This is a genomic window from Neobacillus sp. NPDC097160 (assembly GCF_044762155.1).
Lineage (GTDB): Bacteria > Bacillota > Bacilli > Bacillales > Cytobacillaceae > Neobacillus.
Window position 1 is genome coordinate 150,568 of sequence record NZ_JBIWDU010000010.1, and the last position, 22,540, is coordinate 173,107.

Genomic DNA, 22,540 nt, shown 5'->3' on the forward strand with positions numbered 1-22,540 from the left:
GCTTAAAAATGTTAAATTTTATACAGCCGTTGCACGAGAATAGATTTATAGAATCAGCTTGTTCAAAGTTTTAACCAAGGTTTGGATAAGAAAATGAAGGTAAAGCTATCACGTTGTAATTTGGTGAATTTACACATGGCTTACGTGTATAAGCCAATAGGAGGATTTTTTCACATGAAAAACGGTAAAGTAAAATGGTTTAACTCAGAAAAAGGTTTCGGATTCATCGAAGCAGAAGACGGAAACGATGTATTCGTACATTATTCTGCAATCCAAACAGAAGGTTTCAAAACTTTAGAAGAAGGTCAAGAAGTTTCTTTCGAAGTAGTTGAAGGAGCTCGTGGACCACAAGCTGCTAACGTAACGAAGAAATAATTCTAAAAACACTAATTATAACAGTCCGGACAATGTGCCGGGCTGTTTTTTGTTGTAAATTTTAATTGAATAAAATACCCAATTTGTTAAGATTTCCAAAGTCATGGAAAATCATATTTTGATATAATAGTAGTATTGAAAAACGCGAGAATAATTATTGGGGTGATGCAGATGAAATTTATCCATACAGCCGACTGGCATTTAGGCAAGCTGGTTCATGGTGTCTATATGACAGAAAATCAACGGGAAGTTCTCGAGCAATTCATAGCCATTGTCGCTGAAGAGAAGCCGGATGCGGTGGTTATTGCCGGTGACTTATATGACCGTTCGGTGCCGCCGACAGATGCCGTTGAGTTACTTGATGATATCCTTTTTAAAATTAATGTCGAGTTGAAAACGCCAGTCGTTGCAATCGCCGGAAATCATGATAGTGCCGAGCGGCTCTCGTTTGGCAGCTCGTGGTACAAGCACAGCCAATTTTATCTATCAGGTAAATTATCCACCAGCTTCAAGCCTGTACAAATTGGCGGAGTAAACTTCTTTCTCGTCCCTTACGCTGAGCCGGGGGTCGTCCGCCAGCTCCTTGAAGATGACTCCATCCATTCCCATCAAGATGCAATGAAAGCCTTGATTGGAAAAATGGAAGAGACCATCAATCCAAATGAACCAAACGTTTTAGTTGGACATGCTTTTGTACTAGGCGGTCAAACATCAGATTCCGAACGGGTATTATCAGTTGGGGGGTCCGGCTGTGTCGGTGCGGAGCTTTTCGAACCTTTCTCCTATACGGCTCTTGGCCACTTGCACAGTCCTGATGCCATCAACCATTACAAAGTAAAATATTCAGGCTCTCTCTTAAAATATTCTTTTTCCGAAGCAAAACAAAGAAAGTCGATCTCGATTATTGAAATGGATGAAAAAGGGAACTTTACCCATCGATATCGCTCACTTACACCAAAACATGATATGCGCGAGCTGGAAGGACATTTGGAGGAGCTGCTAGATCCCTCTTTTTACGAAAAAGAACGGCTAAATGATTATTTGAAAATTACTTTATTGGATGAAGGGGCGTTGCTTGATCCGATTAATAAATTACGCCAGGTGTACCCGAACGTCCTCCATCTGGAGCGGAAAATTGATATAACGGATTTAAAGAAAAAACAGTCTTTTCAGGCCCTTCGAAGTGAGAAAAAGTCGGAGATCGAGTTGTTTGAACAATTTTACTCAGAAATGACCACTTCTGAATTTACGAGTGATAAAAAAGAAGTAATGGCTGATATTATTGACAAAGTGCTGAGGGAGGGGAACGCACGATGAAACCTTTAAAACTAATGATGCAGGCGTTTGGCCCTTATGCCGGCAGGGAGGAGATTGATTTTACCGAGCTTGGCAGCAGAACGATGTTTGTGATTTCCGGAAAAACAGGCGCCGGAAAGACGACCATTTTCGATGCGATCAGTTATGCGATATACGGAAAAGCAAGCGGGGAGGATCGCAATGGCCCTGAACTCCGAAGTCAATTTGCAATAGATGAGCTGTTAACAGAAGTTTCACTTGAATTTTCCTTACGAAACAAAGTTTATTCGATTACAAGATCACCGCAGCAGCTGAAAAAGAAAGATAAAGGCGATGGCTATACCCAGCTTGGGGCAAAAGCAGAGTTATATATGTGGGATGAAGCTGGCGAGAAAAAACTATTAGCTTCGAAAATTAGTGATGTTGAGGAAAAAATTAAGGAAATCATGCTGATTGATGCGAACCAGTTCCGTCAAATCTTAATGATTCCCCAGGGGGAATTCCGAAAGCTGTTAACGTCTGACAGCAAGGATAAGGAAGTGATCCTTCAGCGGCTTTTTCATACCCAGCTGTATAAAATGGTTGAAGAAAAGCTGAAGCTTGAGGCAACTGAGCTGAAAAAATCTGTAGAAGATCAGGTTCAGGCTCGTAATGAAGCGATTCGTCGTATTCAGGCGGTGACCAATGAAGACCTCCGTGAATACGTGGAAGCGGAAAGTGTCAATGAGACGATAATTATGCCGCTTTTGCAAGCAGAAATTGCTGGCATAGGTGTGCTTCTTGAACAACTAAACTGCAAATTAACTGAAAAGGTTCAAGAACAAGATAAACTTAAGGGTCAGCTTTTTGAAGCTGAAGCGATTTTAAAACAGCTACAAACTAAAGAGGAATTAATAGAGAAAAAAGCGTATCTTGTCTCTCAAGAGGAACTATTTTCTGAAAAAGAAATGCAGGTGCAACGGGCCCAAAAAGCTGCCCTGCTGGCTAAACAAGAAGAGCTTTGTCACCGTTTGAAGCTTGAAGCTGACCAGCTTCAAGCAAATGTGAATGCCATAAAAGTAGAAATGAAAAAATTAAGCGGACTTGTCAAACAGTATGAACAACAGCTGCAAAACGAGCTTGAACGTGAAGGAGAGCGGCAGGCAGGCCTTGATGAAGTGAATCGCTTAAGCAATATGAAAGAGGATGTTTATTCATTTGCCACATTGCAGAAAGAGACTGCGATTAAGGACGCTGAACTAACTTCTGTGAAAGAAAAACAGGTTCATTTTGAAAAAAATCTTAAACAATTGGATGAAAGAATCTCATTCCTTAAACTGCAAAAAGAAGAAATTGAAAAGGGAAAGTTAACCTACTTTGAAAATGAAAGTAGACTTGAAAAGTTGAAGACTGAGCTGGAGCGCTTTGAAAAATATGAAAACTTACGAATGAGGCATCAGAAGGAAGAAGAAAAATTTAAAGCAATAACTGGACGCTATGAAAATACAACTGCTAGATATAGGGATGCTAGAGTCCTTGTTGAAGATTTGGAGAAAAAATGGATGCAGGGACAGGCAGCCATATTAGCGGCAAAACTTCAATCAGGAGAAGCCTGTCCTGTCTGCGGCTCAGAGCATCATCCTTCACCAGCAATCCAACATGAAGAGCATATTCCAACTGAAGAAGATCTGAAGGCTGCTAAGGAGCAAGCTGCAAAATGGGAAAAAGAAAAGTCCAGTGATGAAGCGAAATTTTACCAATGTCAATCTGCTGAAAGAGCACAGAAAGAAGCAGTCAGTGAGATCATTCAAGAAATCAAGACATATCGAGACGATTTTATTGAAGCGGATTTACCAATGGTAAAAAATGAAACTTTGACATCCATGAGCCAACTTGTTCAACTTCAAAGAAAGCTTTCAGAACAGATTAAGAGGCTTGAGAAGGTGTTGGTTGAATTAGAAAAAAGCGAATCTGAAAAGGTAAAATTACAAAATGCTATACAGGAACTAGCGGCTAAGGTGAACGATTTAACAGTTCAATTTACCGAAAAGAAAACAACTCTTACCCGGATGATGAACATCATTCCTGAGAATCTTCGGTCAGAGGCAGAATATGAAAGAACACTTGCTGCATCAAGAAACCACCATGAAAGGCTGATGAAACAGCTAGAAGAGGCACAACAGCGCCTTCAGAACGTTAAAGAAAAGCTTTCAAATGAAACAGCTAGATTACAAGATGCGGATGTGCATCATAAAGGCAAACAACAGGAGCTCGCATTAGAACGTACCATCTTTGTAACTAAACTGTCTGAGCAGGGCTTTGAAAATTATGGGATGTATGCTGCTTCTAAACGATCTGAGGAGCAGGTTCGAATTCTTGAGGCTGATATCCGGAGCTATCGAGAAGAGCTGCGCTCTGTGTCAGACCGATTGAAAGAACTAACAGACCGATTGATAGATGTGAAAACACCCGACGTTGAAGGATTGAAGCATGAGCTTGAGAAACTTACTAGTGAAATTGAAGTACTGAACCATCAACGGACAGATCTTTTCGTTAAAAAACGGGATAATGAAGAAATATATAGCCGCGTTGAACGTTTGAATGAACAGATGAAGGTGCTCGAAGAAAGGTACAAGCTCATTGGTCATCTTTATGAAATTTCTAAGGGTCAAAACAATTTCCGAATTACCTTTGAACGGTATGTGTTAGCTGCCTTCTTAGATGATATTTTGCGAGAAGCCAACGGACGATTGCGAAAAATGACATCTGGACGTTTTGAATTGTTAAGAAAAACAGATCGTTCAAAAGGGAATGCCCAAAGTGGTTTGGAATTACTGGTGTTTGATCAATACACAGGCCAGGAACGTCATGTTAAAACGTTATCGGGTGGAGAGAGCTTTAAGGCATCCTTGTCGCTTGCATTAGGGTTGGCGGATGTGGTCCAAAATTATGCAGGCGGTGTGTCGCTGGAGACGATGTTTATCGATGAAGGGTTTGGGACACTTGACCCTGAATCATTAGACCAAGCAATTGAGGCGTTAATGGATATCCAGAGCAGCGGTCGTTTGGTCGGGATTATTTCACACGTACCGGAACTAAAAGAGCGGATCGATGTCCGCCTCGAGGTTATTGCTGGCCAGACCGGAAGCAGGACGGAATTTATGTTTACGAATTAAATTCTATAGTGAGTAGTGGATTTCATTGAGAGGATGAAATCCACTGCTTTTTTTTATAGTATTTTGCGACCGAAAACCACCGAGGCTATTGGGACCCGCTCTGCGGGGGAAACAGGAGAAAGTGTTCCAATCGAAATGAATCCAATACCCCTTATTGGATGCAATACGCTCGAGGTTTTTACCGAAAATGAATCCAATACCTCTTATTGGATGCATTACGCTCAAGTTTTTTACCAATAAAGGCTAATGGAACCCGTTCCGGCGAAAAAACCAAGAGAAAAAAATTTAATTTTCATCCACAGAGTATAAATGAGAATTACCCTAATTCCTTCGCAAGTGCACGCCCGGCCTGCCTTCCTGTAAACAGGCAGCCGCCGACGAATGTTCCTTCTAGTGAGCGGTAACCGTGAATCCCACCTCCGCCAAACCCGGAAACCTCACCAGCGGCGTATAAACCGGGAACAGGGTTTCCGGATGAATCAAGGACTCTGCCGGACAAGTCAGTTTGCAGCCCGCCAAGTGTTTTTCGGCTGACAATGTTTAAGCGGACAGCGATTAATGGCCCCATTTTCGGATCAAGAATCTTGTGCGGCGGGGCTACTCTTATCAGTTTGTCGCCTAAATAATTCCGTGCACCGCGCATTGCAGTAATTTGCAGATCTTTCGTAAATTTATTATCAATCTCTCTATCTCTAGCAAGAATCTGTCTTTCAATTTCCTCAAAACTAAGCAGGTTTTCCCCAGTGAGCTTATTCATTCCGTCAACGAGTTCCGGCAAAGTATTGGCGATGACAAAATCCTCACCTTTATCCATAAATGCTTTTACCGGTGCTGTCGGGCCTGGAAGGACACGGGCTAATACCTTCTTAATACTCTTTCCAGTCAAATCCGGATTTTGTTCCGATCCTGATAAGGCAAATTCTTTTTCAATAATTTTCTGCGTTAAAATGAACCATGAATAATCATAACCAGTCTTCATAATCGCATCAAGGGTTCCTAAGGTGTCGAAGCCTGGAAAGTTTGGTGCCGAAAAACGCTTCCCCGTTGCATCCAGCCATAAGGAGGATGGTCCGGGAAGAATCCGGATTCCATGCATGGGCCAAACCGGGTCCCAGTTTTTAATGCCTTCTGTATAATGCCACATCCGGTCTCGATTGACGATGCGGCCGCCAGCCTTCTCTGTAATTCCCAGCATTCGTCCGTCAACATGTTCCGGAACACCCGAAATCATATTTTTGGGCGCCTCACCAAGTCGTGCCGGCCAATTTTTCCTAATCAGTTCGTGGTTGCCGCCGATCCCGCCACTCGTCACCATCACAGCTTGTGCATGAAATTCAAAATCTCCAACTACTTCCCGGGAACTCGCTTCTCCGCGAACAGCTGTGCTTGGAATAAGGATATCGCCAAGGGCTCCAATGATTGCACCTTTTTCCGTTAATAACTCATTCACTTGGTGCCGCGGTCGATAGTCAACAAGACCATTTGCTATCGCTTTTCGGACTCTATCCTCGAAGGGTTTAACAAGTCCGGGGCCAGTTCCCCAAACGATATGAAAGCGTGGAACCGAATTCCCATGCCCTTCGGCAAGATAGCCACCACGTTCAGCCCAGCCTACCACTGGAAAAAAACGAACCCCCATATCATATAGCCATTTACGCTTTTCACCAGATGCGAATTCAACATAGGCCTCTGCCCATTTTTTCCCCCAGTAATCCTCGTCCTCTTCACGGTCAAAACCAGCTGCTCCTAACCAGTCCTGCCAGGCAAGTTCGTGGGAATCTTTGATGCCCATCCTTCGCTGTTCGGGTGAATCGACCAGAAATAATCCGCCAAATGACCACCATGCCTGTCCGCCAAGAGACGCTTCCGGTTCCTGATCTAATAGGAGCACTTTCTTACCTGCATCTGCAAGTTCAGCCGTTGCCACTAAACCGGCTAGTCCAGCACCAACCACAATCACATCATAGTTCAAACTTCTTCCTCCATTTCAAAAAAAATATTTTCAGAAAAATGAATATTTTCAATTATACCATGACTTATTAACAATAATCGATTGTCTTATTGTTAAGTATTAGTTGGCAAGAATATTTTGGAAGTAATTATTGAATTATATGTCACGTCGTGATATAGTCATAGTAAGACATATTTACTTGCGACATATTTTCTAACATAGAACTAAGACTAGTGAGGCGAGGATATTGGAGATAGAAAAAGTTTTGAAAAAATATGTACCAATGACAGAAACGGCGTTCTATATTCTTTTATCGCTGACAGAACCGCGCCACGGATACGGAATTGTTAAACATGTGGACGACATTACAAACTCACGGATCGTATTAGGATCGGGAACCGTTTACGGAACGCTAACAAAAATGCAAAAAGATGGAATCATTACGGTATTTGCCGACGAGGAAAGAAAAACAGTTTATGAAATAACGGAAACAGGGAAAAAATTAATCACTGCCGAGATAAAGAGACTCAAGGAGCTACACCAGAATGCATTGAAAAATGAGGAGGCGTTTTTATGATTAAAAAAGTAATTAGGCCATTCTGGAGCTATGATGTTCAAAAAACAGAAAAATGGCTCTCCTATATGGCGGAAAATGGATACTTTTTAGTGAAAATCAATCGAGTTACTCGTTGTTTTTTCTTTCAAAAAGATGAGCCCAGGAAGTTAACGTACCGAATTGGATTCGATAAAATGCAAGGGGAGTCACTATCGGGAGGGCTCATAGCAGAGGGATGGACAAAGGTATTACGGACGGGCAACTGGTTTGTCACGTCTAACGAAAAGCCTCCGGAGCAAATTAAAACCTCGTCTGTCCGCGAAGGAATTATCAAACATAATCGCATCATTATGTATATTTTCGGAAGTATAGTATTCTATTTTTCAATTATAGCTGTATTTTTTCTAAGTATGTCTGGTCTACTTCTGTTTTCCTCGGACCAGGTTGTAGTCGAAAAAAGTCCATATTGGATTTTGACCTATTTATATTTCAGTGCCGTAATAGCTACATACCTACTTGCACTATATTCTATGGTGACAATTCATCGGACAAATAAAAAATTAATAAATGAAAAGGGTATTAGTGATGCACTATACAGTAAGACTCAGGATGCAGTGAACTTGAGCAAAGCGGAAGAAAGGCAGTTAAAACGTTCGGGACAACTGATTGTTAAAAGAAAACTTGGCTGGATGTATGCTCCGGATATGCTAGAGCTGTGGCTTGAGAAAATGGAAGCACAAGGCTATAATCTCTACCGTATTAGTAAGACCGGAACGACTTTTCATTTTCTAATTGGCTCCCACCGAAGGGTAAGTTATTGCGCAGATTATCAAAACATCGCCGATGAGAGTTACTTTGATATCCATAGGGATGCAGGCTGGAAAAGTGTTTTTAATTCTTTTGGATCAATACAAAAATGGTCGATTTGGAGTCGTGAATATTCGGAGGAAGAAGAAAGGCCGCAAATTTACAGTGATAAAACCAATCAATTAAAACATGCAAGAAAGATTGCTATTTCCTATTCATGTTTGTTTCTTCCTTTAATAATTGTCTATATGTTTAACTTAGGTTTGGGATTTGAATTGATGAAAAATAACCATCCAGATCCACAAAGGATTTTCACCATCATTGTTATGCTTTTGGCGATTTTGTCTTTTGGCAGCTATTCAATCAGGACTTGGATGTATTACAGGCGATTAAAAAAGCAGGTTGGATGCTAGAAACGATATTTACGGCACGTACAATGGTACAATTTTTCTATTAGGAGATGATAGGATGAAATCAGAAAAAGAAAAGATGATCAATGGTGAGCTGTATATCGCAGCCGATGCAGAACTTGTTAAAGAGCGTGAAAACGCGCGGAGACTTACAAGATTATATAATCTTACATTAGAAACAGAGGGGGACAAACGCTCAGCGCTTTTAAAAGAACTGTTTGGTTCTACTGGAGATAATATATACATAGAGCCGACTTTTCGTTGTGATTACGGCTATAACATTCATGTCGGTGAGAACTTTTATGCGAACTTCAATTGTGTTTTTTTAGATGTTTGTGAAATTCAGATAGGGAAGAATTGTATGGTAGCTCCAGGGGTTCACATTTATACAGCAGCGCATCCGTTGAACCCATTTGAGAGAAATTCCGGCGTTGAGTTTGGGTCTCCCGTAAAAATTGGTGATAATGTGTGGATTGGCGGGGGAGCAATTATTAACCCTGGGGTTACAATCGGAAATAATGTCGTCGTTGCCTCAGGTGCGGTTGTTACAAAGGATGTACCTGATAATACAGTTGTTGGCGGAAATCCGGCAAAAATTATTAAAAATATTGAAGTTTGATTAAAGATAGTATCGTATAGTTCATCCCTAAATGCAGAATAATATGTTCATACATTATTTAGGGGTGCTTTTTAAAATGAAAAAAACAACCATCATTATTGCGGGACTAATTGCTGCCCTTTGCTTTCATTCTTGGAAAGTCCAGGCGGATGACCTGCCAAGGTTATCACCTGATTGCCTTGAAAATAGGAAAAATCGAGATTTAGAATATAATAAAGCACTAATGAAAGATATTATTGCCGGGCTAAAATTGGACATTGATGATCAAAGTTATACGGAGGTAACGGACAGGGGATTAGACGCTACTCATATGATCTATGGTGGAAAAGAAATAGATGAGGTTTATCAGTCACTACAACAACAATTTATTGTTGCATCCCGTGGTAAACCTGCCTTGTTTGTCAGACCCGCTGAAGCCTATTTGCTTTATAAGCAGCCGGATAACACGAATGTTGCGGTGCATCTAAAGCTTAACAATTTTAAATGGGAAGTCGTTGAAAAGAAAAAGGAAAAGGGTAATGCCATAAATTATAAGTTGTTAAAATGTGAAAAGGAATACCTGAAAGAAAAGAAAGAATATTACAACAAGGACTAATAAACATAGTTTTCTCCATCTAAGGAGAAGGCTTTTTTTTCGTTGGTGGAAAAGGATTTAGGTATTAGAAAAGAGAATTTTTAAATAAAGTAGTACCTAGAGAGGGGAACTGATTGATTAGTTGCTAAACATTACCAGAATAAATTATCATAGAATACACAGATTAATGCGATACTTGGATATTTAGAGTGTCGCTTTTTAGTTTCGCAAATTGTTTATTGGATTCAGAATATGGATTAGGGGGCAGTGGAAAATGATAAAGGCAGTAATATTTGATCTTGATGGAACATTATTAAATCGAGATGCCTCCGTACAAAAATTTATCGAATTTCAATATGAGCGCTTGAAGAATTGCCTTGGTCACATCTCAAAAGAATTATATATATCTAGATTCATAGAATTAGATTGTCGAGGGTACGTCTGGAAGGATAAAGTATATCAACAACTGATCACAGAGTTTAACATTAAGGGGATTACATGGGAACAGTTACTTCAAGATTATTTAGCAGAGTTTAAGAATCATTGTATTCCATTTCCAAATTTAATTCGTATGTTAGAAGCTTTAAGGCAGAAATCCATCCTGATGGGAATCATAACGAATGGGAAGGGACAGTTCCAGACTGATAATATAAAGGCATTAGGATTAGAAAAATATTTTAATACAATCCTAATTTCTGAATGGGAAGGTGTCAAAAAACCTAACCCTGAAATTTTTGAAAAAGCTTTAAAACAGCTCAATGTTTTAGCTAATGAAAGTGTTTATGTTGGCGACCATCCAGAAAACGATGTAATCGCAGCCGGGAAAGTTGGAACGAAAACGATCTGGAAAAGAGAATTTCAATGGGATGAATGTAAAGCTGATTTTATTATTGAGGATTTAGGGGAAATTCCATCCATTATTGAAAAATTGACATAAAAACAGTTGGAAAATCAGAACATTTAATCAGGTTTCACACCTTTCGCAATACAGCGGAAAAGAGTAGAGGTGGTGGTTACCCTTGAAGGAATTAGCGCATTTCCGTAATAAAAGAAACTCTTTTCTTTTATTGTTAGGGGTGGGACTTTTCAACATTAGGTGATTTCGTTTATTTAGTACGAACGAGCAATAAGATAGGAGAAGGAGGATTGTGAAAAACTATTCCCTACTTCTCCTTACAATTTACCCAAGTAAATTTGTATCAAACTCTTGAATCGACCTTCTTTTTTCATCATATCTTTCATTGTAGTTTCCGCCTGTAAATTTAGAAATCGTACTTCTCCAAAAAGCCTGAGCAGGATAGTTCTTTTCTACTTGTGTGATAAACCATTTACCAGGAAATAAGCTGAAGATTTGGTTAGCTGCTATTTTTCCATAGCCTTTTCCAGAATACTTTCGAATGATAAAGAATTCTTGAATTGCGTTCGGTTCGGTTTCTGATGCACTTTCAACAAGGGCAAAACCTATCAGTTCGTCTTCCTTTTTAATAAAATAGGGGTGCAGATTTGAGCACTCCCAATACGGCATTAAATCAAAGGGCTTATAAGTACCGTTCCTTTCTAAAGTAATGGCTGGTATGAACTGGCTAAATTCATAAATATAAAATTGAATTAGATTGTGTAAGATATACTCTTCTTCTTTTAACACTTTCACAAGATTTATCATAGGTAACCTCCAATCTCCTGAAGAATAAATTTGACATGCTTCATCAAGATTCCTGTATTTTTGTGATAAAAAAAGGATTTTGGTATAAAGAATCTAATATAACAATATAGAAAAATTTAGAATTTAAGAGAGGGGACAGGATGGACGAGTCCAAATTTTATGCCCATTGCCTGCAGGGTGATGTAACGGCTGCCTATGAGTATCTTCGCTCGATACAAGATAAGAATAAAAAATATCAGGATTTAGTATCCAAATATTATCATCGCTTTTTTGGAGGAAAGCCAATTTATCGGTATAAGTCAGACGATCCCTGGATTCGAAAAGTATTATTGGCTTATTATCAATATTTCACCTCTGTATTAACCGGAAAGAACGTCAAAGATGCAGAAACACAGCTGGTTCAGTTGTTAGGTGGGTTAATTTCGGATCAAGTAATATTCGATAACCTTGATATAATCGAGGAGAAATTAGAAATCCTTTTTGCGGAAAAGGGCTATCAATTCTTAGGTGGTGTGACATCTCCATTCAGAGGACCTTATATTTGGAAAACCACGAAAAAAATGGACTTTATAGTTGAGTTGCCACACGAAATTCAAGAGGTTACAGTGAATTTCTTAAGCGATTTCATTATGCAAAGCTGGCTCCATTTTGCAACGTTCGGTGAAAAATTTGCCGGGGGCTGGGCTAAAGCTGATGGCCTGTATTATGTTGATGAAGGACCAAAGAGAAAGAGAGCAAGACTAGATAGCAGCGAATTTCAAGTGAGTTATTTAAAGCACGAAGCCCAGCATCTTAGCGATTACTCACGGTTTCCTCATTTGCAGCCTAAAGATTTGGAATACAGGGCCAAACTAGTTGAACTGATTTATGAACCGAAACCGATCATATTACTTAAGAAATTTTATTATGAAGCTAAAAATGATCCGAATTTTCCACATCCTTATTCATCGTTTGTGCTAATGACAAGATTGTCAATATTGGCTTTTGGAAAAGAAGAAATACAAAGTCTTGAAAAATGGAAGCTCGTCGAACATGCACAGATTCGAGATTGGGCTTGGCATTTATATGATGATCATACAGATCAGCTTGAACTAAGTGGAAAAGGAACAAAGGGAGTTATATAGCTCTGTTTTGTATGTAACCGACTCACTTAACATGATATAGTCTTTCCACAAAGATTACATTTATATTTTCCCGCAATTATCCAATCATAATCGCTTGCGTATTAACCCAAAATAAGATGGTTCACTCATTCAAACAAAGGGGTTGATGGGATTGAGATGGCACAAAACAATACTTTCCATGATCCAACAGCGGCAAGATAAAAAGATTGCCCTGGCTGTAGATACATCCACGAATGAAGCACCGAGTCTTTTGATTAATAACATAGTGAAATTGTTTGAGCAACTTAAGCCTGATACCATTTTAGTTCAAGCAGATTTTAAAATTAGAGATATTTCCTCTATAAAAAGTGATACGATTAAATACTATACGCATGGGAAATCATCTTATACATTAGTGCTAGAGTGGGCAAAAGAGGAAAAGATCGACTCGCTGTTTTACATTACAGATGTAACCGGCTTTTTTTCTGAAGAAATGGATAAAGTGGATTTTGAACTTTTTTGGCTTGTTCCGGGTGCGATCTTACCGAGAGTGCCATTTGGGAAAGCAATAAAAGTTGCATGAAACGAAGCAATTCCCTCACTTTTTTTTTTTGTGGGGGATATTTTATTTTTGATATTGAAAAAAGGTAATTTCATTATTAATGCTGAAATGTAATATAGGATGTTAAACAATCTTAAGGAGTTTAATACATGATTAAAAAGCTCGATTTACATAATTTAAGTCTTGTTAAGGAATTGTTTGAACTGCAAACTGCCTCCTATTTAGTTGAGGCAAAGTTAATCGATTTTTTCGAAATCCCTCCACTTAAAGAGACGATGGACGAATTAAAAGAATGTGGAGAATCGTTCTTTGGATTTTTTGAAGGGGAAAAACTTGCTGCTGCACTTTCCTATACAATTGATGGGGAGGAACTGACGATTTGCAGAATGGTCGTACATCCTAAACATTTTCGTAAAGGAATTGCACAAAGGTTGTTGGAGGAAGTAGAGAATAATAAAAAGGCTTTAAGAGTTTTTAAAGTATCAACAGGCAAAGACAATACCCCTGCCAAAAGTTTATATCTGAAAAATGGCTATAAATTGGTTGGTGATTTGGAGGTAGTACCGGGGCTATTTATAAGTAAATTTGAAAAAAGAAGGAGTTAGGAACAATGACAGCAACATTTTCGCATAAGCAGATGGCGGTAAATTGTTTTAATGCAGTTTGGGATTTCCTAGATTTGCCTGAAAGAACGAAAGAGGAAGAAGAAAAAATGCTTCATCTCGCACATGTTTCTTTTTGGCATTGGACACAGGTGGAGGAGCATACTACTAAAAATCTTTCCATCGGGTACTGGCAATTATCCAGGGTATATGCCATTACTGAGTTGGGTGAAAGATCACATTATTATGCCAACCGGTGTTTGGAAGTAAGCAAGGACAATAACATTGAGCCGTTTTATATTGGCTATGCTTATGAGGCATTAAGCCGGGCAAATACCTTATTAGGTCGTTATGATTTGTCGAAAATTCATTCCGAACATGCAATTGAATATGCACAAAAAGTTAAAGATGAAAGTTCAAAAAATATGCTTTTGAATGATATACAGATAATTAAAAGTTATTGGGAAAAAAATTAGATTAACAGAATAGAAGTTTAAAATATAAAGGAAAAACACACCCAAAAATGATAGTGTTTTTCCTTTTGTAATATTATCCAAAAATCATTTGAACAACCATCCATGCATTTAAACCAAGGATGATAACGGCAAACATCGAAGAAAGTACGGTTGTGATTCGTTTATTGGTCAATACGCCCATCAATTCTCTTTTTTGCGTGTAATAGATTAACGCAATAATTGGAAATGGTAATACGATGCTAAGCACAACCTGGCTTATAATCAGTGTTTGGGTTGGATCCACACCGATGGCAACAATGATAACGGTTGGAAGCATTGTGACTAAACGGCGAATCCATAATGGAATGGTAAATCCTACAAATCCCTGCATAATGACTTGACCGGCCATCGTACCAACGACAGAACTTGAAATACCTGAAGCGAGCAACGATATCAAGAACACACTGGCTGCAGCAGAGCCAAGCAGCGGTGTAAGGGTGTGGTAGGCCGTGGTTAAGTCGGCAATATGACTTTGACCAGATGTATTAAAAACGGATGCAGCCATATACATCATCGCCAGATTAACAAATCCTGCAAGCGTCATGGCAATCAAAATTTCTTTTGTACTAAATTTTTGAATCTTAATTTTTTCCATATCATTTCTTGGCACAATGCGATTCTGCGTTAAGCTTGAGTGCAAATAAATCGCATGTGGCATGACTGTGGCACCAATTACCCCGACAGCTAACATAATGCTTTCACTGTTACCAAGCCATGGAACGACACTATGATAAGCAATTTGCGAAAAATCGGGCTTTGAAAGGATTGTTTCCACTAGGTAACATAACCCGATTAGCATGGCAAAGGCAGCGATGAATTTTTCCAACGGCCGGAAGCCGAATTTTTCAAGCATCAATATCAAATAGGTGACCACACCAGTAATAAGAGTAGCAAACAGCATGGGAATGCCGGCTAATAAGTTTAATGCTAATGTCGCCCCTAAAAATTCAGCGAGATCGGTCGCCATGGCAGCAAGTTCTGAAACGACCCACATAATAATTGTAAGCCATTTTGGCATATGATCACGGCAAATTTCGGGCAGGCTTTTTCCTGTTGCAATTCCAAGTTTACCGGACATGTTTTGTAAGAGCATCGCCATTAAATTGGCTAGAACGATTACCCAAAGCATTTTATAACCAAAGCGGGCACCACTTTGAATGTTAGTCGCAAAATTTCCGGGATCTACATAAGCAATGGAAGCAATGAAAGCAGGGCCAAGAAACGGCAGTAATGCCCGTATCCCTTTAACTTTTCCATTTATGGCATCTCTTGCGGCAGAGACAGTTCGTTGTTCCGCTGCACGAGCCTTGTCAACTGCAAGTGAATTTGTGTGGCTCATCCGATACCATCCTTTCTATTGTGTCTTTCGTTGATGCAAGGTTTGTTCGTTGATGAACAAAAGTTGCATCGATGCAAATTTATAAATCTATTATATAAAATTTTGAAAAATTTGTGAATGTTTTTGCCTAAAAAATAAATTTTTTTTGATGGAAAAATGGAAAAGAAAAAGTTCGCTTGAACAAAAGATCTTTAAAGGCTACAGTAGAATGGTAGAACGATTAAGAAGGTGGCAATCTTGGAAAAACGATATTTTACGATTGGGATGGCGGGGCATATTGATCATGGGAAGACATCCTTAACAAAAGCGCTTACGAATGTTGATACTGACCGTCTTAAAGAGGAGAAAGAACGACAAATCTCGATTGAACTCGGATTTGCTCCACTATATGAAGACAATGAAATTCAAATTTCCGTTATTGATGTACCAGGACATGAACGGTTTATCCGGCAAATGATTGCCGGGGTAGCTGGAATTGATTTGGTTGTACTTGTCGTTGCAGCAGATGAAGGTGTGATGCCGCAGACAAGGGAACATCTTGATATCTTAAAATTCTTAGGTGTAAAAAATGGTGTTGTCGCGATTACAAAAATTGACAGGGTTGAGGAAGAATTTATTGATCTTGTCAAGGATGATATTTTAGAAGAACTTACAGGGACGGTATTTGAGGATTCTCCATTTGTTCTTGTTGACAGCTTATCAAAAAAGGGCATTGAACAAATTAAGGAATTAATTATCAAAATATTAATGGAACTGGAAATGCGTGATGCAAAAGGGGCTTTCCGTCTTCCTATCGATCAGGTGTTTACGGTAAAGGGTCAAGGGACGGTTGTTCGTGGTACAGTATATGAAGGTACTGTTGAGGAAGGACAAGTACTAAAAATAATGCCTAAGGGAATTGAGGTTAGGGCAAGGCAGATTCAGGTGCACCATAAACAGGCCTTGATGGCGTACGCAGGACAGCGGACTGCCATCAATCTTTCAAATGTATCAAAGGAAGATTTAGAACGTGGTGATGTCCTCGTTTCATCAGAACATTTTATTGTGACGAAAACAGTAGATGTTGCAGTTCGGATGGTTGAAGATCTAGAACATATGGTCAAGCAGCGGATGCCGATCAAGCTTCATATTGGAACTGCAGAGGTAATGGGGCGGATTGTTTTCTTTGACCGTAACGAGATTAAGGAAGAAAATGGGGAAATCCTTTGTCAGCTACGCCTTGAGGAGGAAATTTTAACGAAACGCGGAGACAGATTTATTTTACGCAGACCGAGCCCGCAAGAAACGATTGGCGGCGGCTGGGTAATTGACCCACGTGGAAATAAATATCGCTTCGGAAATCAAACAATTGAAGAGCTTGAAAAGAAAAAGGTTGGCACACCAAAGGAGCGAATCACCACGACATTAATCGAAGCGAAAAGTCTTCCATTAAATGAACTGATTAAGCGGACAGCACTTGATGAACAAACATTAACCGAGCATTTAACCGATGATGAATTCGTTTTATATAATGGTAAAGAGTATACATTGCAGCTATTAATCCATTCAATTGAGGAGGACATTTTTGATAGATTGCAGGAATTCCACCAGAGCCATTCGATGAAGATAGGGGTTAATAAAGCCGAGCTTTTGCAAACACTGCAAAAAAGGTTTCCCAAATCCTTGCTGGATTTTGTGGTGGAAAACGGAATCGCGAACGGAATCTTTAAGCGAAAAGAGCAATTTGTGTCACTTGCATTGTTTATTCCCCATGTCCCGAAAAATTGGGAGAAACGAACAGAAAATCTGCTTGTAGAATTAAAAAAGGACGGATTAAAGGTTCGATACGTAAAGGATTATTTTTCAACCGCCGGGATTCCTGAAGCGCTGGAGTTTGATTTAAAGAGATTTCTGGAGGATCAGGAGTTACTCGTACTGTTAGATGAGCAGTTCGCCTATCACGGGGAAGTGTTTAGGGAAGCAGTTGGAAAACTTCGCAGCCATACAGGTCCTGAATTTGAAGTCGGCGATGCGAAGGAGGTTCTTGATTTATCAAGAAAATACATGATTCCATTTTTAGAAAGATTAGATGCAAAGGGTCTTACAAAAAGGATAGAGAACAAACGAGTTTGGATATAAGGATGGCCCCACTTTCCAAATTGGAAATGGGGCTTTTTATATTTACGATAGAAATTCAGCAGGGTTTAAGTCAAGCTCGTGGCAGATGTCAGCAACCATTTGTTGTTCATTGTGATCGAAGTTACCATCAGCATAGCCGATAGCGATACAATAGCGGGCAACTAATCGAGCAATTTCTGGCTTACTTCTTATTTTTCCAAGGGCACGAAATGCTTCAGCACGACCCATCATCCGATCATTTTCCATTCTAGAAATAAACAAGTTGAATCTTTGAATCACTTTATTCGTATCAAAGACTCGAAGCTCCTCACTTTGATGGACAAATTCGAGCATCTTTTGACGTTCAGCTGCATCTAAGTAGCCATCAGCCATTGCTACCAAGGCGCAGGCTGCAACAACTGCATCAAGGACATCCTGGCTTTTATAGCGATTGAATAAATCCTGTGCTTTTCGTTTTTGATTGTTTGCCCATTCAGCATAATCCGTTTGCGAAGGGGACCAGTTGCTGCCACAGTTATTGCACGAGAACTTTAGCTGATTTTTCCCAATAAAACCACCAAGTAAGCCGACAGGGCCAAGGATTAACCCACCGATGGCTGCTTTTCCAAGACCAAATCCTTTTTTCCCCGTTCGGACATTGGTAGAATGGCAGCGCGGACACATAATATCGTCTCCACCATACGCTTGGCGTGAGCCCGATGTCGATGGGAATGTCGACTGCGACGGATACCCGTAGGACGGCTGCTGGTAGGACGATTCCGGTTGTAGATGTACAGGCTGTTGATATGAACTTTGGCCCTGCTGACTTTGTTGATATGGATTATTGCTGGTTTGATTTTGCTGATATGGATCATATTGATTCGTATTATTTGTTTGGTACTGATTAATTTGGTGTCCAAAGTTAACACCACTTTGTCTCTGTTGAGTATTTGTCTGTGGTACAGGTGTTTGCGTACTTGCAGGAGGATCATCAACGGTAATCCCAAAATTACGGCATAATGCAGCTAATCCGCCCTGAAAACCGCTTGCAATCGCATTGAATTTCCATTCTCCGTTATGACGGTAAACTTCAGCGGCAACAATCGCAGTCTCAACCGTAAAGTCCCTTCCTAAGTTAAATCTTATTAATTCCTCATTCGTGATTTCATTAAATATTCGGACATAGGAATCTGATACCTGTCCGAAATTTTGCCGTTTTACCTGCGCATCATGAATAGTAATGGTAAAGGCAATTCGGTGAATATGGGCAGGAACACTTTTTAAATCGATCCTAATTTGTTCATCGTCACGAACCCCAGAACCGATGCGATTGTCTCCGCTATAAAGGATTGATCCATTTCCACCTGAAGGGTTATTATAAAAAACAAAGTCCTGATCACTGTTCACTTTTCCGGATTCACCTAATAAGAATGCCGAGGCATCCAAATCAAAGTTGGAACCAAGATTGGTGACATTCCAGCCTAATCCGACAACGACATTTTGCAGACCGGGGTGTGATTTCGTTAAATCAACCTTTTGCCCCTTACTAAGAGTAACACCCACACTTTTCACTCCTCATCCATTTTGTGTATATGTACAGTATAAATCTATTTTTGAAAAAGGGAAAAACTTCTAGCTAAAAAATAACCTTGGGCATTTTGTTCACACTTAAAATGTACGAGTTAAAGGGACGAAAAGTTTCATATTATTTAAAGTAAAAAGGAAAAGGGACTAACTTATAAAAGTTACCCCCCTTAAGCCTTATTTGGCAAGTATCAGCCTGTATGATGGATATCATTATTTTTTCTAAATGGCCACCAGTTGGCTTCGCCAAATGTTTTTACCATGACTGGTACAAACAATGGAAGGACGAAAAGTGCGTACAAGGCTAACCCAATTAGGAGAATCGTAGCAATTTGCAGCAAGGATAAAACGCCGGAAGGCATCATCGCAGCAAATGTGCCACCTAAGATAACGGCAGCCGAAATAATTACTGTACCCATCTTTTTCATAGATAATAAGATTGCTTGTTGTACCGGCATATTCCGGTATTCGTTAAAACGATCCATTAAGAAAATGCTATAGTCGATACCAAGTGCTACCAAGATCACAAACGCAAAGAATGGAACGGCCCAGCTGATCCCTGTGTATCCTAACAAATGAACAAAAATGGCCTCAGAAATGGACATTGCAGTATAGTAGGTTAGGATTAAGGAACCAATTAGATAGAGCGGCATAATTAGCGAGCGAAGTAAAATGATGAGAATAATCGTAATACCTGCCAGCATTAAGACAACTGTTCGTGAATAATCAGCTTTAGAAATGGTGTCAAGGTCATTATGCATACTTGATACACCGCCAACAGCCACTGTTGCATTTTCAAGCTTAGTATCCTTAACTGCTCGTTTTACCGCCTGTTTAATTTCTGGAATCCGGTTAATGGCTTCATTGGAATATGGATTTTTAGTAAAGACCACATCAATCGTCATGACTTTACGATCCTTCGACATATAGGCATTGAGAGCCTGCTCGAAATCCTTACTGTCTAGCACGTCCTGTGGAATATAAAAACCGTTCTGTTTCTGCTTTGATACATCTTTAAGATAATTTTGTGCCGAGTTGAGACCATCGGATACTTGATTTAAGCCATCAGCACTTTGAGCTAAGCCGTCTGAAAGCTGCGTGATTTGACCGCTTATATCCTGAAATCCGGTTAAGAATTGCTGCTGTCCGTTCTTCACATCATTTAATCCGCCTGAAAGTTGAGGCATGCCATTTACTGCAGCGTGTTGGCCAGCCTGCATTTGATAAAGCCCGTCTTCCATTTCTTTGAATTTCGGCAAAAGCTTTTCAAGTCCGGAAACAAGTTCCTGCTGGCCCGGTACTAATAAAGCAAAGTGACTATTTGCCTGATTTATTCCATTCTGGGCACCTTTTAATTTACTATTTAAGATCTCCAGTCCGGAAGACATTTGTTCTAGCTTTTCCTGGGAGACCTGAACGGTTCCTTTAATAGCCTGGTAGTTTTGATTTCCTTGTATGTCACTGTAATCTTGTTCAAGATTCGTAAAATAATGATAGGTTGATTGTAGGGCTTGGTTTAAAGAAACTAAACCAGCCGCAGTTACATCGTAATTTTTACTGAGCTCAGTTAAACCAGTATCGATTCCACTATAGACGGGAAGCAACTTTTTGCTTCCAGCTAAAAGTTCTTCAATCCCAGATTTCATCTCTTCTAAATGTTTTCGAATCTCAGTTGAACCCATAGAGCTGCCTTTCAGTCCTTTATCAATATCCGATAGTCCACTTTGAAGTTTTCCCATGTTGCTTTGGATGGCGGCCGTACCGGTTATTAAAGTATTGAGTCCGTCCGTTGCTTCTTTCATCTTCGGCTGATTCGCCGCCATTTGGGTGCCGGCTTCAGAAAGACCGTCGCTGATTTTCTTAATCCCGTCATTCCCTTGACCAAGACCGTCACCAAGGCTTGCTACTTGTTTCGACAGATAAAAATCATCAATGGTTGTGCCGGTTGGACGTGTCACCGAACGAACTGTGTCAACATTATTTACCTTTTGAAGCTCCTGGCTAATTTTTTCCGTCAAGGTAATATAATCAGATGTGTTCATTTTATCGTCGTTTTTAATTACAATTTGTGTTGGCATCGATTCACCGGGACCAAATGAATCAGAAATGATATTGAACCCTTTTATCGACGGATATTCATCGCTGATTTCTTCGAGCGAGTTAAACGACAGTTGATCCTTATATGTAAATAAGAATGGAACAGAAACGATGGCAACAAGGATAAAGGCAATTAACGGGCGCTTTAAGGCGAATTTACCCATTATGCCCCATATTTTACTGTCACCATGTTCAAGTTTGCCTTTGGATGGCCAAAATAGTTTTCTTCCAAGGACTGCCATAAAAAAAGGAACCACGGTGAAGAGTGCAAGTAACAAAATCGCAACACCAACTGCAACGGCTGAAGCAGATTTGTAAAGCTGAAAGGTGGAAAAACCGATCGACGCAAATCCAATTAAAACCGCTATACCGCTAAAAATAACTGTTTTTCCGGCAGTACGGTAGGTGGCAATAATCGCTTCTGTTACATCTTCACCACTTGACAGTTCCTCTTTAAAACGGCTAAGAAGTAAAATACAATAGTCCGTTCCAATCCCGAAAAGAACCGCGACTAGGAAGATCTGGGTAAAGGTTGATAAGGGGAAGTTAACGTTATCAACTAATAACCCGACAATCGATTGTGCTGTCAGATAACTGAAGCCCACTGTTACAAGTGGAATAATTGGTGCCACAGCGGATCTGAACACAAGAAGGAGTACAATTAAAATAAATCCGACGGTAATCCCTTCAGTTTTTTTCAAGCCTTCCTGGGAATTGGTAACAAGATCATCACCAATGACCCAGCTCCCAGTATAATAATGATCGAGCTTCACATTATCTATCGCATGATACAACTCTTCGGCAATTTCTTTTGCTTCCCGACCATTTGCTGTTACTTTAAGAGAGACAAGAATGGTTTTTCCATCTTTTGAAACTAGCTGATCCTTTAATTCATCCTTATTAAAATGAGTAAGGATTTCAGGGATACCAAGTTTCTTTTTACTCTTATCAAGCTGGTTAACAGCTTTTTCCGCATTCGAAAAATCATCCTTTGTTAACTTTTTATCACTATGGAAGACTAGGGCTGTTTGTAATTGACTGCCTTTATTTTCACTTGATTGAACATCTTTGAGAATTTTTTCGGCAATGGTGGATGAATAGCCTTCCGGAACGGCAATTTGCCCTTTTTCCCGAACAAGTCCTTCCATATTTGGCGCCAACATAAAAAGAGCAGTGATAACAGCGATCCAGGCGATTAAGATGAACCACTTTCCTTTAATGATTGCTCTCACATT

The 22,540-nt window shown here is 39.7% G+C and carries 18 protein-coding genes; 13 read left to right on the forward strand and 5 right to left on the reverse strand.

Annotated elements, in window-relative coordinates:
• Positions 1-174: 174 nt before the first annotated feature.
• The 3 genes from ACIQXV_RS15800 to ACIQXV_RS15810 all read left to right on the forward strand — a co-directional run bounded on the left by ACIQXV_RS15800 (position 175) and on the right by ACIQXV_RS15810 (position 4,826).
• Entirely contained in the window at positions 175-375 is a 201-nt protein-coding gene (locus ACIQXV_RS15800; protein WP_007083969.1) for a cold-shock protein, read from the forward strand.
• Between the two features lie 171 nt (positions 376-546).
• Positions 547-1,692 carry an exonuclease SbcCD subunit D gene (locus ACIQXV_RS15805; protein WP_402960169.1) on the forward strand — a complete coding sequence of 382 codons (1,146 nt, stop codon included), beginning with the start codon at positions 547-549 and terminating at the stop codon, positions 1,690-1,692.
• A complete protein-coding gene (locus tag ACIQXV_RS15810) occupies positions 1,689-4,826 on the forward strand; it encodes an AAA family ATPase (RefSeq protein ID WP_402960170.1) in 3,138 nt (1,045 codons plus the stop codon). The genes ACIQXV_RS15805 and ACIQXV_RS15810 overlap by 4 nt, the downstream gene beginning before the upstream one ends.
• Before the next feature lie 316 nt (positions 4,827-5,142).
• Here ACIQXV_RS15810 and ACIQXV_RS15815 read toward each other — a convergent pair whose 3' ends face one another.
• Positions 5,143-6,798 (reverse strand): FAD-binding dehydrogenase, encoded by a 1,656-nt coding sequence (locus tag ACIQXV_RS15815; RefSeq protein ID WP_402960171.1) that lies wholly within the window; start codon positions 6,796-6,798, stop codon positions 5,143-5,145.
• 262 nt (positions 6,799-7,060) lie between these two features.
• Here ACIQXV_RS15815 and ACIQXV_RS15820 point away from each other — a divergent pair, with 262 nt between their 5' ends.
• The 5 genes from ACIQXV_RS15820 to ACIQXV_RS15840 all read left to right on the forward strand — a co-directional run bounded on the left by ACIQXV_RS15820 (position 7,061) and on the right by ACIQXV_RS15840 (position 10,680).
• Entirely contained in the window at positions 7,061-7,354 is a 294-nt protein-coding gene (locus ACIQXV_RS15820; RefSeq protein ID WP_402960259.1) for a PadR family transcriptional regulator, read from the forward strand.
• Entirely contained in the window at positions 7,351-8,553 is a 1,203-nt protein-coding gene (locus ACIQXV_RS15825) for a DUF2812 domain-containing protein (RefSeq protein ID WP_402960172.1), read from the forward strand. The genes ACIQXV_RS15820 and ACIQXV_RS15825 overlap by 4 nt, the downstream gene beginning before the upstream one ends.
• Positions 8,554-8,608: 55 nt before the next feature.
• Entirely contained in the window at positions 8,609-9,169 is a 561-nt protein-coding gene (locus ACIQXV_RS15830; RefSeq protein ID WP_402960173.1) for a maltose acetyltransferase domain-containing protein, read from the forward strand.
• Positions 9,170-9,245: 76 nt separating this feature from the next.
• A complete protein-coding gene (locus ACIQXV_RS15835; protein ID WP_402960174.1) occupies positions 9,246-9,764 on the forward strand; it encodes a hypothetical protein in 519 nt (172 codons plus the stop codon).
• A 253-nt stretch (positions 9,765-10,017) separates the two neighbouring features.
• Positions 10,018-10,680: an HAD family hydrolase gene (locus tag ACIQXV_RS15840; RefSeq protein WP_402960175.1), complete on the forward strand. Its 663-nt coding sequence runs from the start codon at positions 10,018-10,020 to the stop codon at positions 10,678-10,680.
• A 243-nt stretch (positions 10,681-10,923) separates the two neighbouring features.
• On the opposite strand, the gene ACIQXV_RS15845 is transcribed toward ACIQXV_RS15840, so the two are convergent.
• On the reverse strand, positions 10,924-11,406 hold the full coding sequence (locus tag ACIQXV_RS15845) for a GNAT family N-acetyltransferase (protein ID WP_402960176.1): 483 nt from the start codon (positions 11,404-11,406) through the stop codon (positions 10,924-10,926).
• A 140-nt stretch (positions 11,407-11,546) separates the two neighbouring features.
• Here ACIQXV_RS15845 and ACIQXV_RS15850 point away from each other — a divergent pair, with 140 nt between their 5' ends.
• The 4 genes from ACIQXV_RS15850 (at position 11,547) to ACIQXV_RS15865 (ending at position 14,149) form a co-directional block, all read left to right on the forward strand.
• Positions 11,547-12,530, forward strand: a complete 984-nt coding sequence (locus tag ACIQXV_RS15850) for a hypothetical protein (RefSeq protein ID WP_402960177.1) — start codon at positions 11,547-11,549, stop codon at positions 12,528-12,530.
• A gap of 151 nt (positions 12,531-12,681) precedes the next feature.
• Complete coding sequence (locus ACIQXV_RS15855; RefSeq protein WP_402960178.1) at positions 12,682-13,092, forward strand: VWA-like domain-containing protein; 411 nt, start codon at positions 12,682-12,684, stop codon at positions 13,090-13,092.
• Between the two features lie 128 nt (positions 13,093-13,220).
• Positions 13,221-13,676, forward strand: coding sequence for a GNAT family N-acetyltransferase (locus ACIQXV_RS15860; protein ID WP_402960179.1), 456 nt, complete (start codon positions 13,221-13,223; stop codon positions 13,674-13,676).
• A 5-nt stretch (positions 13,677-13,681) separates the two neighbouring features.
• The gene (locus ACIQXV_RS15865) at positions 13,682-14,149 is read left to right on the forward strand and encodes a hypothetical protein (RefSeq protein ID WP_402960180.1); all 468 of its coding nucleotides are present in this window, start codon (positions 13,682-13,684) and stop codon (positions 14,147-14,149) included.
• 73 nt (positions 14,150-14,222) lie between these two features.
• On the opposite strand, the gene ACIQXV_RS15870 is transcribed toward ACIQXV_RS15865, so the two are convergent.
• Complete coding sequence (locus tag ACIQXV_RS15870) at positions 14,223-15,527, reverse strand: Nramp family divalent metal transporter (protein WP_402960181.1); 1,305 nt, start codon at positions 15,525-15,527, stop codon at positions 14,223-14,225.
• Between the two features lie 237 nt (positions 15,528-15,764).
• On the opposite strand from ACIQXV_RS15870, the gene selB reads away from it, so the two are divergent.
• Positions 15,765-17,645, forward strand: a complete 1,881-nt coding sequence (gene selB, locus ACIQXV_RS15875) for a selenocysteine-specific translation elongation factor (RefSeq protein WP_402960182.1) — start codon at positions 15,765-15,767, stop codon at positions 17,643-17,645.
• Between the two features lie 42 nt (positions 17,646-17,687).
• Here selB and ACIQXV_RS15880 read toward each other — a convergent pair whose 3' ends face one another.
• Positions 17,688-19,187 carry a TerD family protein gene (locus ACIQXV_RS15880; protein ID WP_402960183.1) on the reverse strand — a complete coding sequence of 500 codons (1,500 nt, stop codon included), beginning with the start codon at positions 19,185-19,187 and terminating at the stop codon, positions 17,688-17,690.
• Between the two features lie 212 nt (positions 19,188-19,399).
• On the reverse strand, positions 19,400-22,537 hold the full coding sequence (locus ACIQXV_RS15885) for an MMPL family transporter (protein ID WP_402960184.1): 3,138 nt from the start codon (positions 22,535-22,537) through the stop codon (positions 19,400-19,402).
• Positions 22,538-22,540: the final 3 nt, after the last annotated feature.

Bases quoted from the DNA above. Each gene is read 5' to 3' on its own strand.
- ACIQXV_RS15865 (WP_402960180.1), top strand. From the start codon at position 13,682: ATGACAGCAACATTTTCGCATAAGCAGATGGCGGTAAATTGTTTTAAT.
- ACIQXV_RS15820 (WP_402960259.1), top strand. From the start codon at position 7,061: ATGACAGAAACGGCGTTCTATATTCTTTTATCGCTGACAGAACCGCGC.
- ACIQXV_RS15830 (WP_402960173.1), top strand. From the start codon at position 8,609: ATGAAATCAGAAAAAGAAAAGATGATCAATGGTGAGCTGTATATCGCA.
- ACIQXV_RS15825 (WP_402960172.1), top strand. From the start codon at position 7,351: ATGATTAAAAAAGTAATTAGGCCATTCTGGAGCTATGATGTTCAAAAA.
- ACIQXV_RS15835 (WP_402960174.1), top strand. From the start codon at position 9,246: ATGAAAAAAACAACCATCATTATTGCGGGACTAATTGCTGCCCTTTGC.
- ACIQXV_RS15840 (WP_402960175.1), top strand. From the start codon at position 10,018: ATGATAAAGGCAGTAATATTTGATCTTGATGGAACATTATTAAATCGA.
- ACIQXV_RS15845 (WP_402960176.1), bottom strand. From the start codon at position 11,406: ATGATAAATCTTGTGAAAGTGTTAAAAGAAGAAGAGTATATCTTACAC.
- ACIQXV_RS15800 (WP_007083969.1), top strand. From the start codon at position 175: ATGAAAAACGGTAAAGTAAAATGGTTTAACTCAGAAAAAGGTTTCGGA.
- ACIQXV_RS15810 (WP_402960170.1), top strand. From the start codon at position 1,689: ATGAAACCTTTAAAACTAATGATGCAGGCGTTTGGCCCTTATGCCGGC.
- ACIQXV_RS15850 (WP_402960177.1), top strand. From the start codon at position 11,547: ATGGACGAGTCCAAATTTTATGCCCATTGCCTGCAGGGTGATGTAACG.
- ACIQXV_RS15870 (WP_402960181.1), bottom strand. From the start codon at position 15,527: ATGAGCCACACAAATTCACTTGCAGTTGACAAGGCTCGTGCAGCGGAA.
- ACIQXV_RS15805 (WP_402960169.1), top strand. From the start codon at position 547: ATGAAATTTATCCATACAGCCGACTGGCATTTAGGCAAGCTGGTTCAT.
- ACIQXV_RS15860 (WP_402960179.1), top strand. From the start codon at position 13,221: ATGATTAAAAAGCTCGATTTACATAATTTAAGTCTTGTTAAGGAATTG.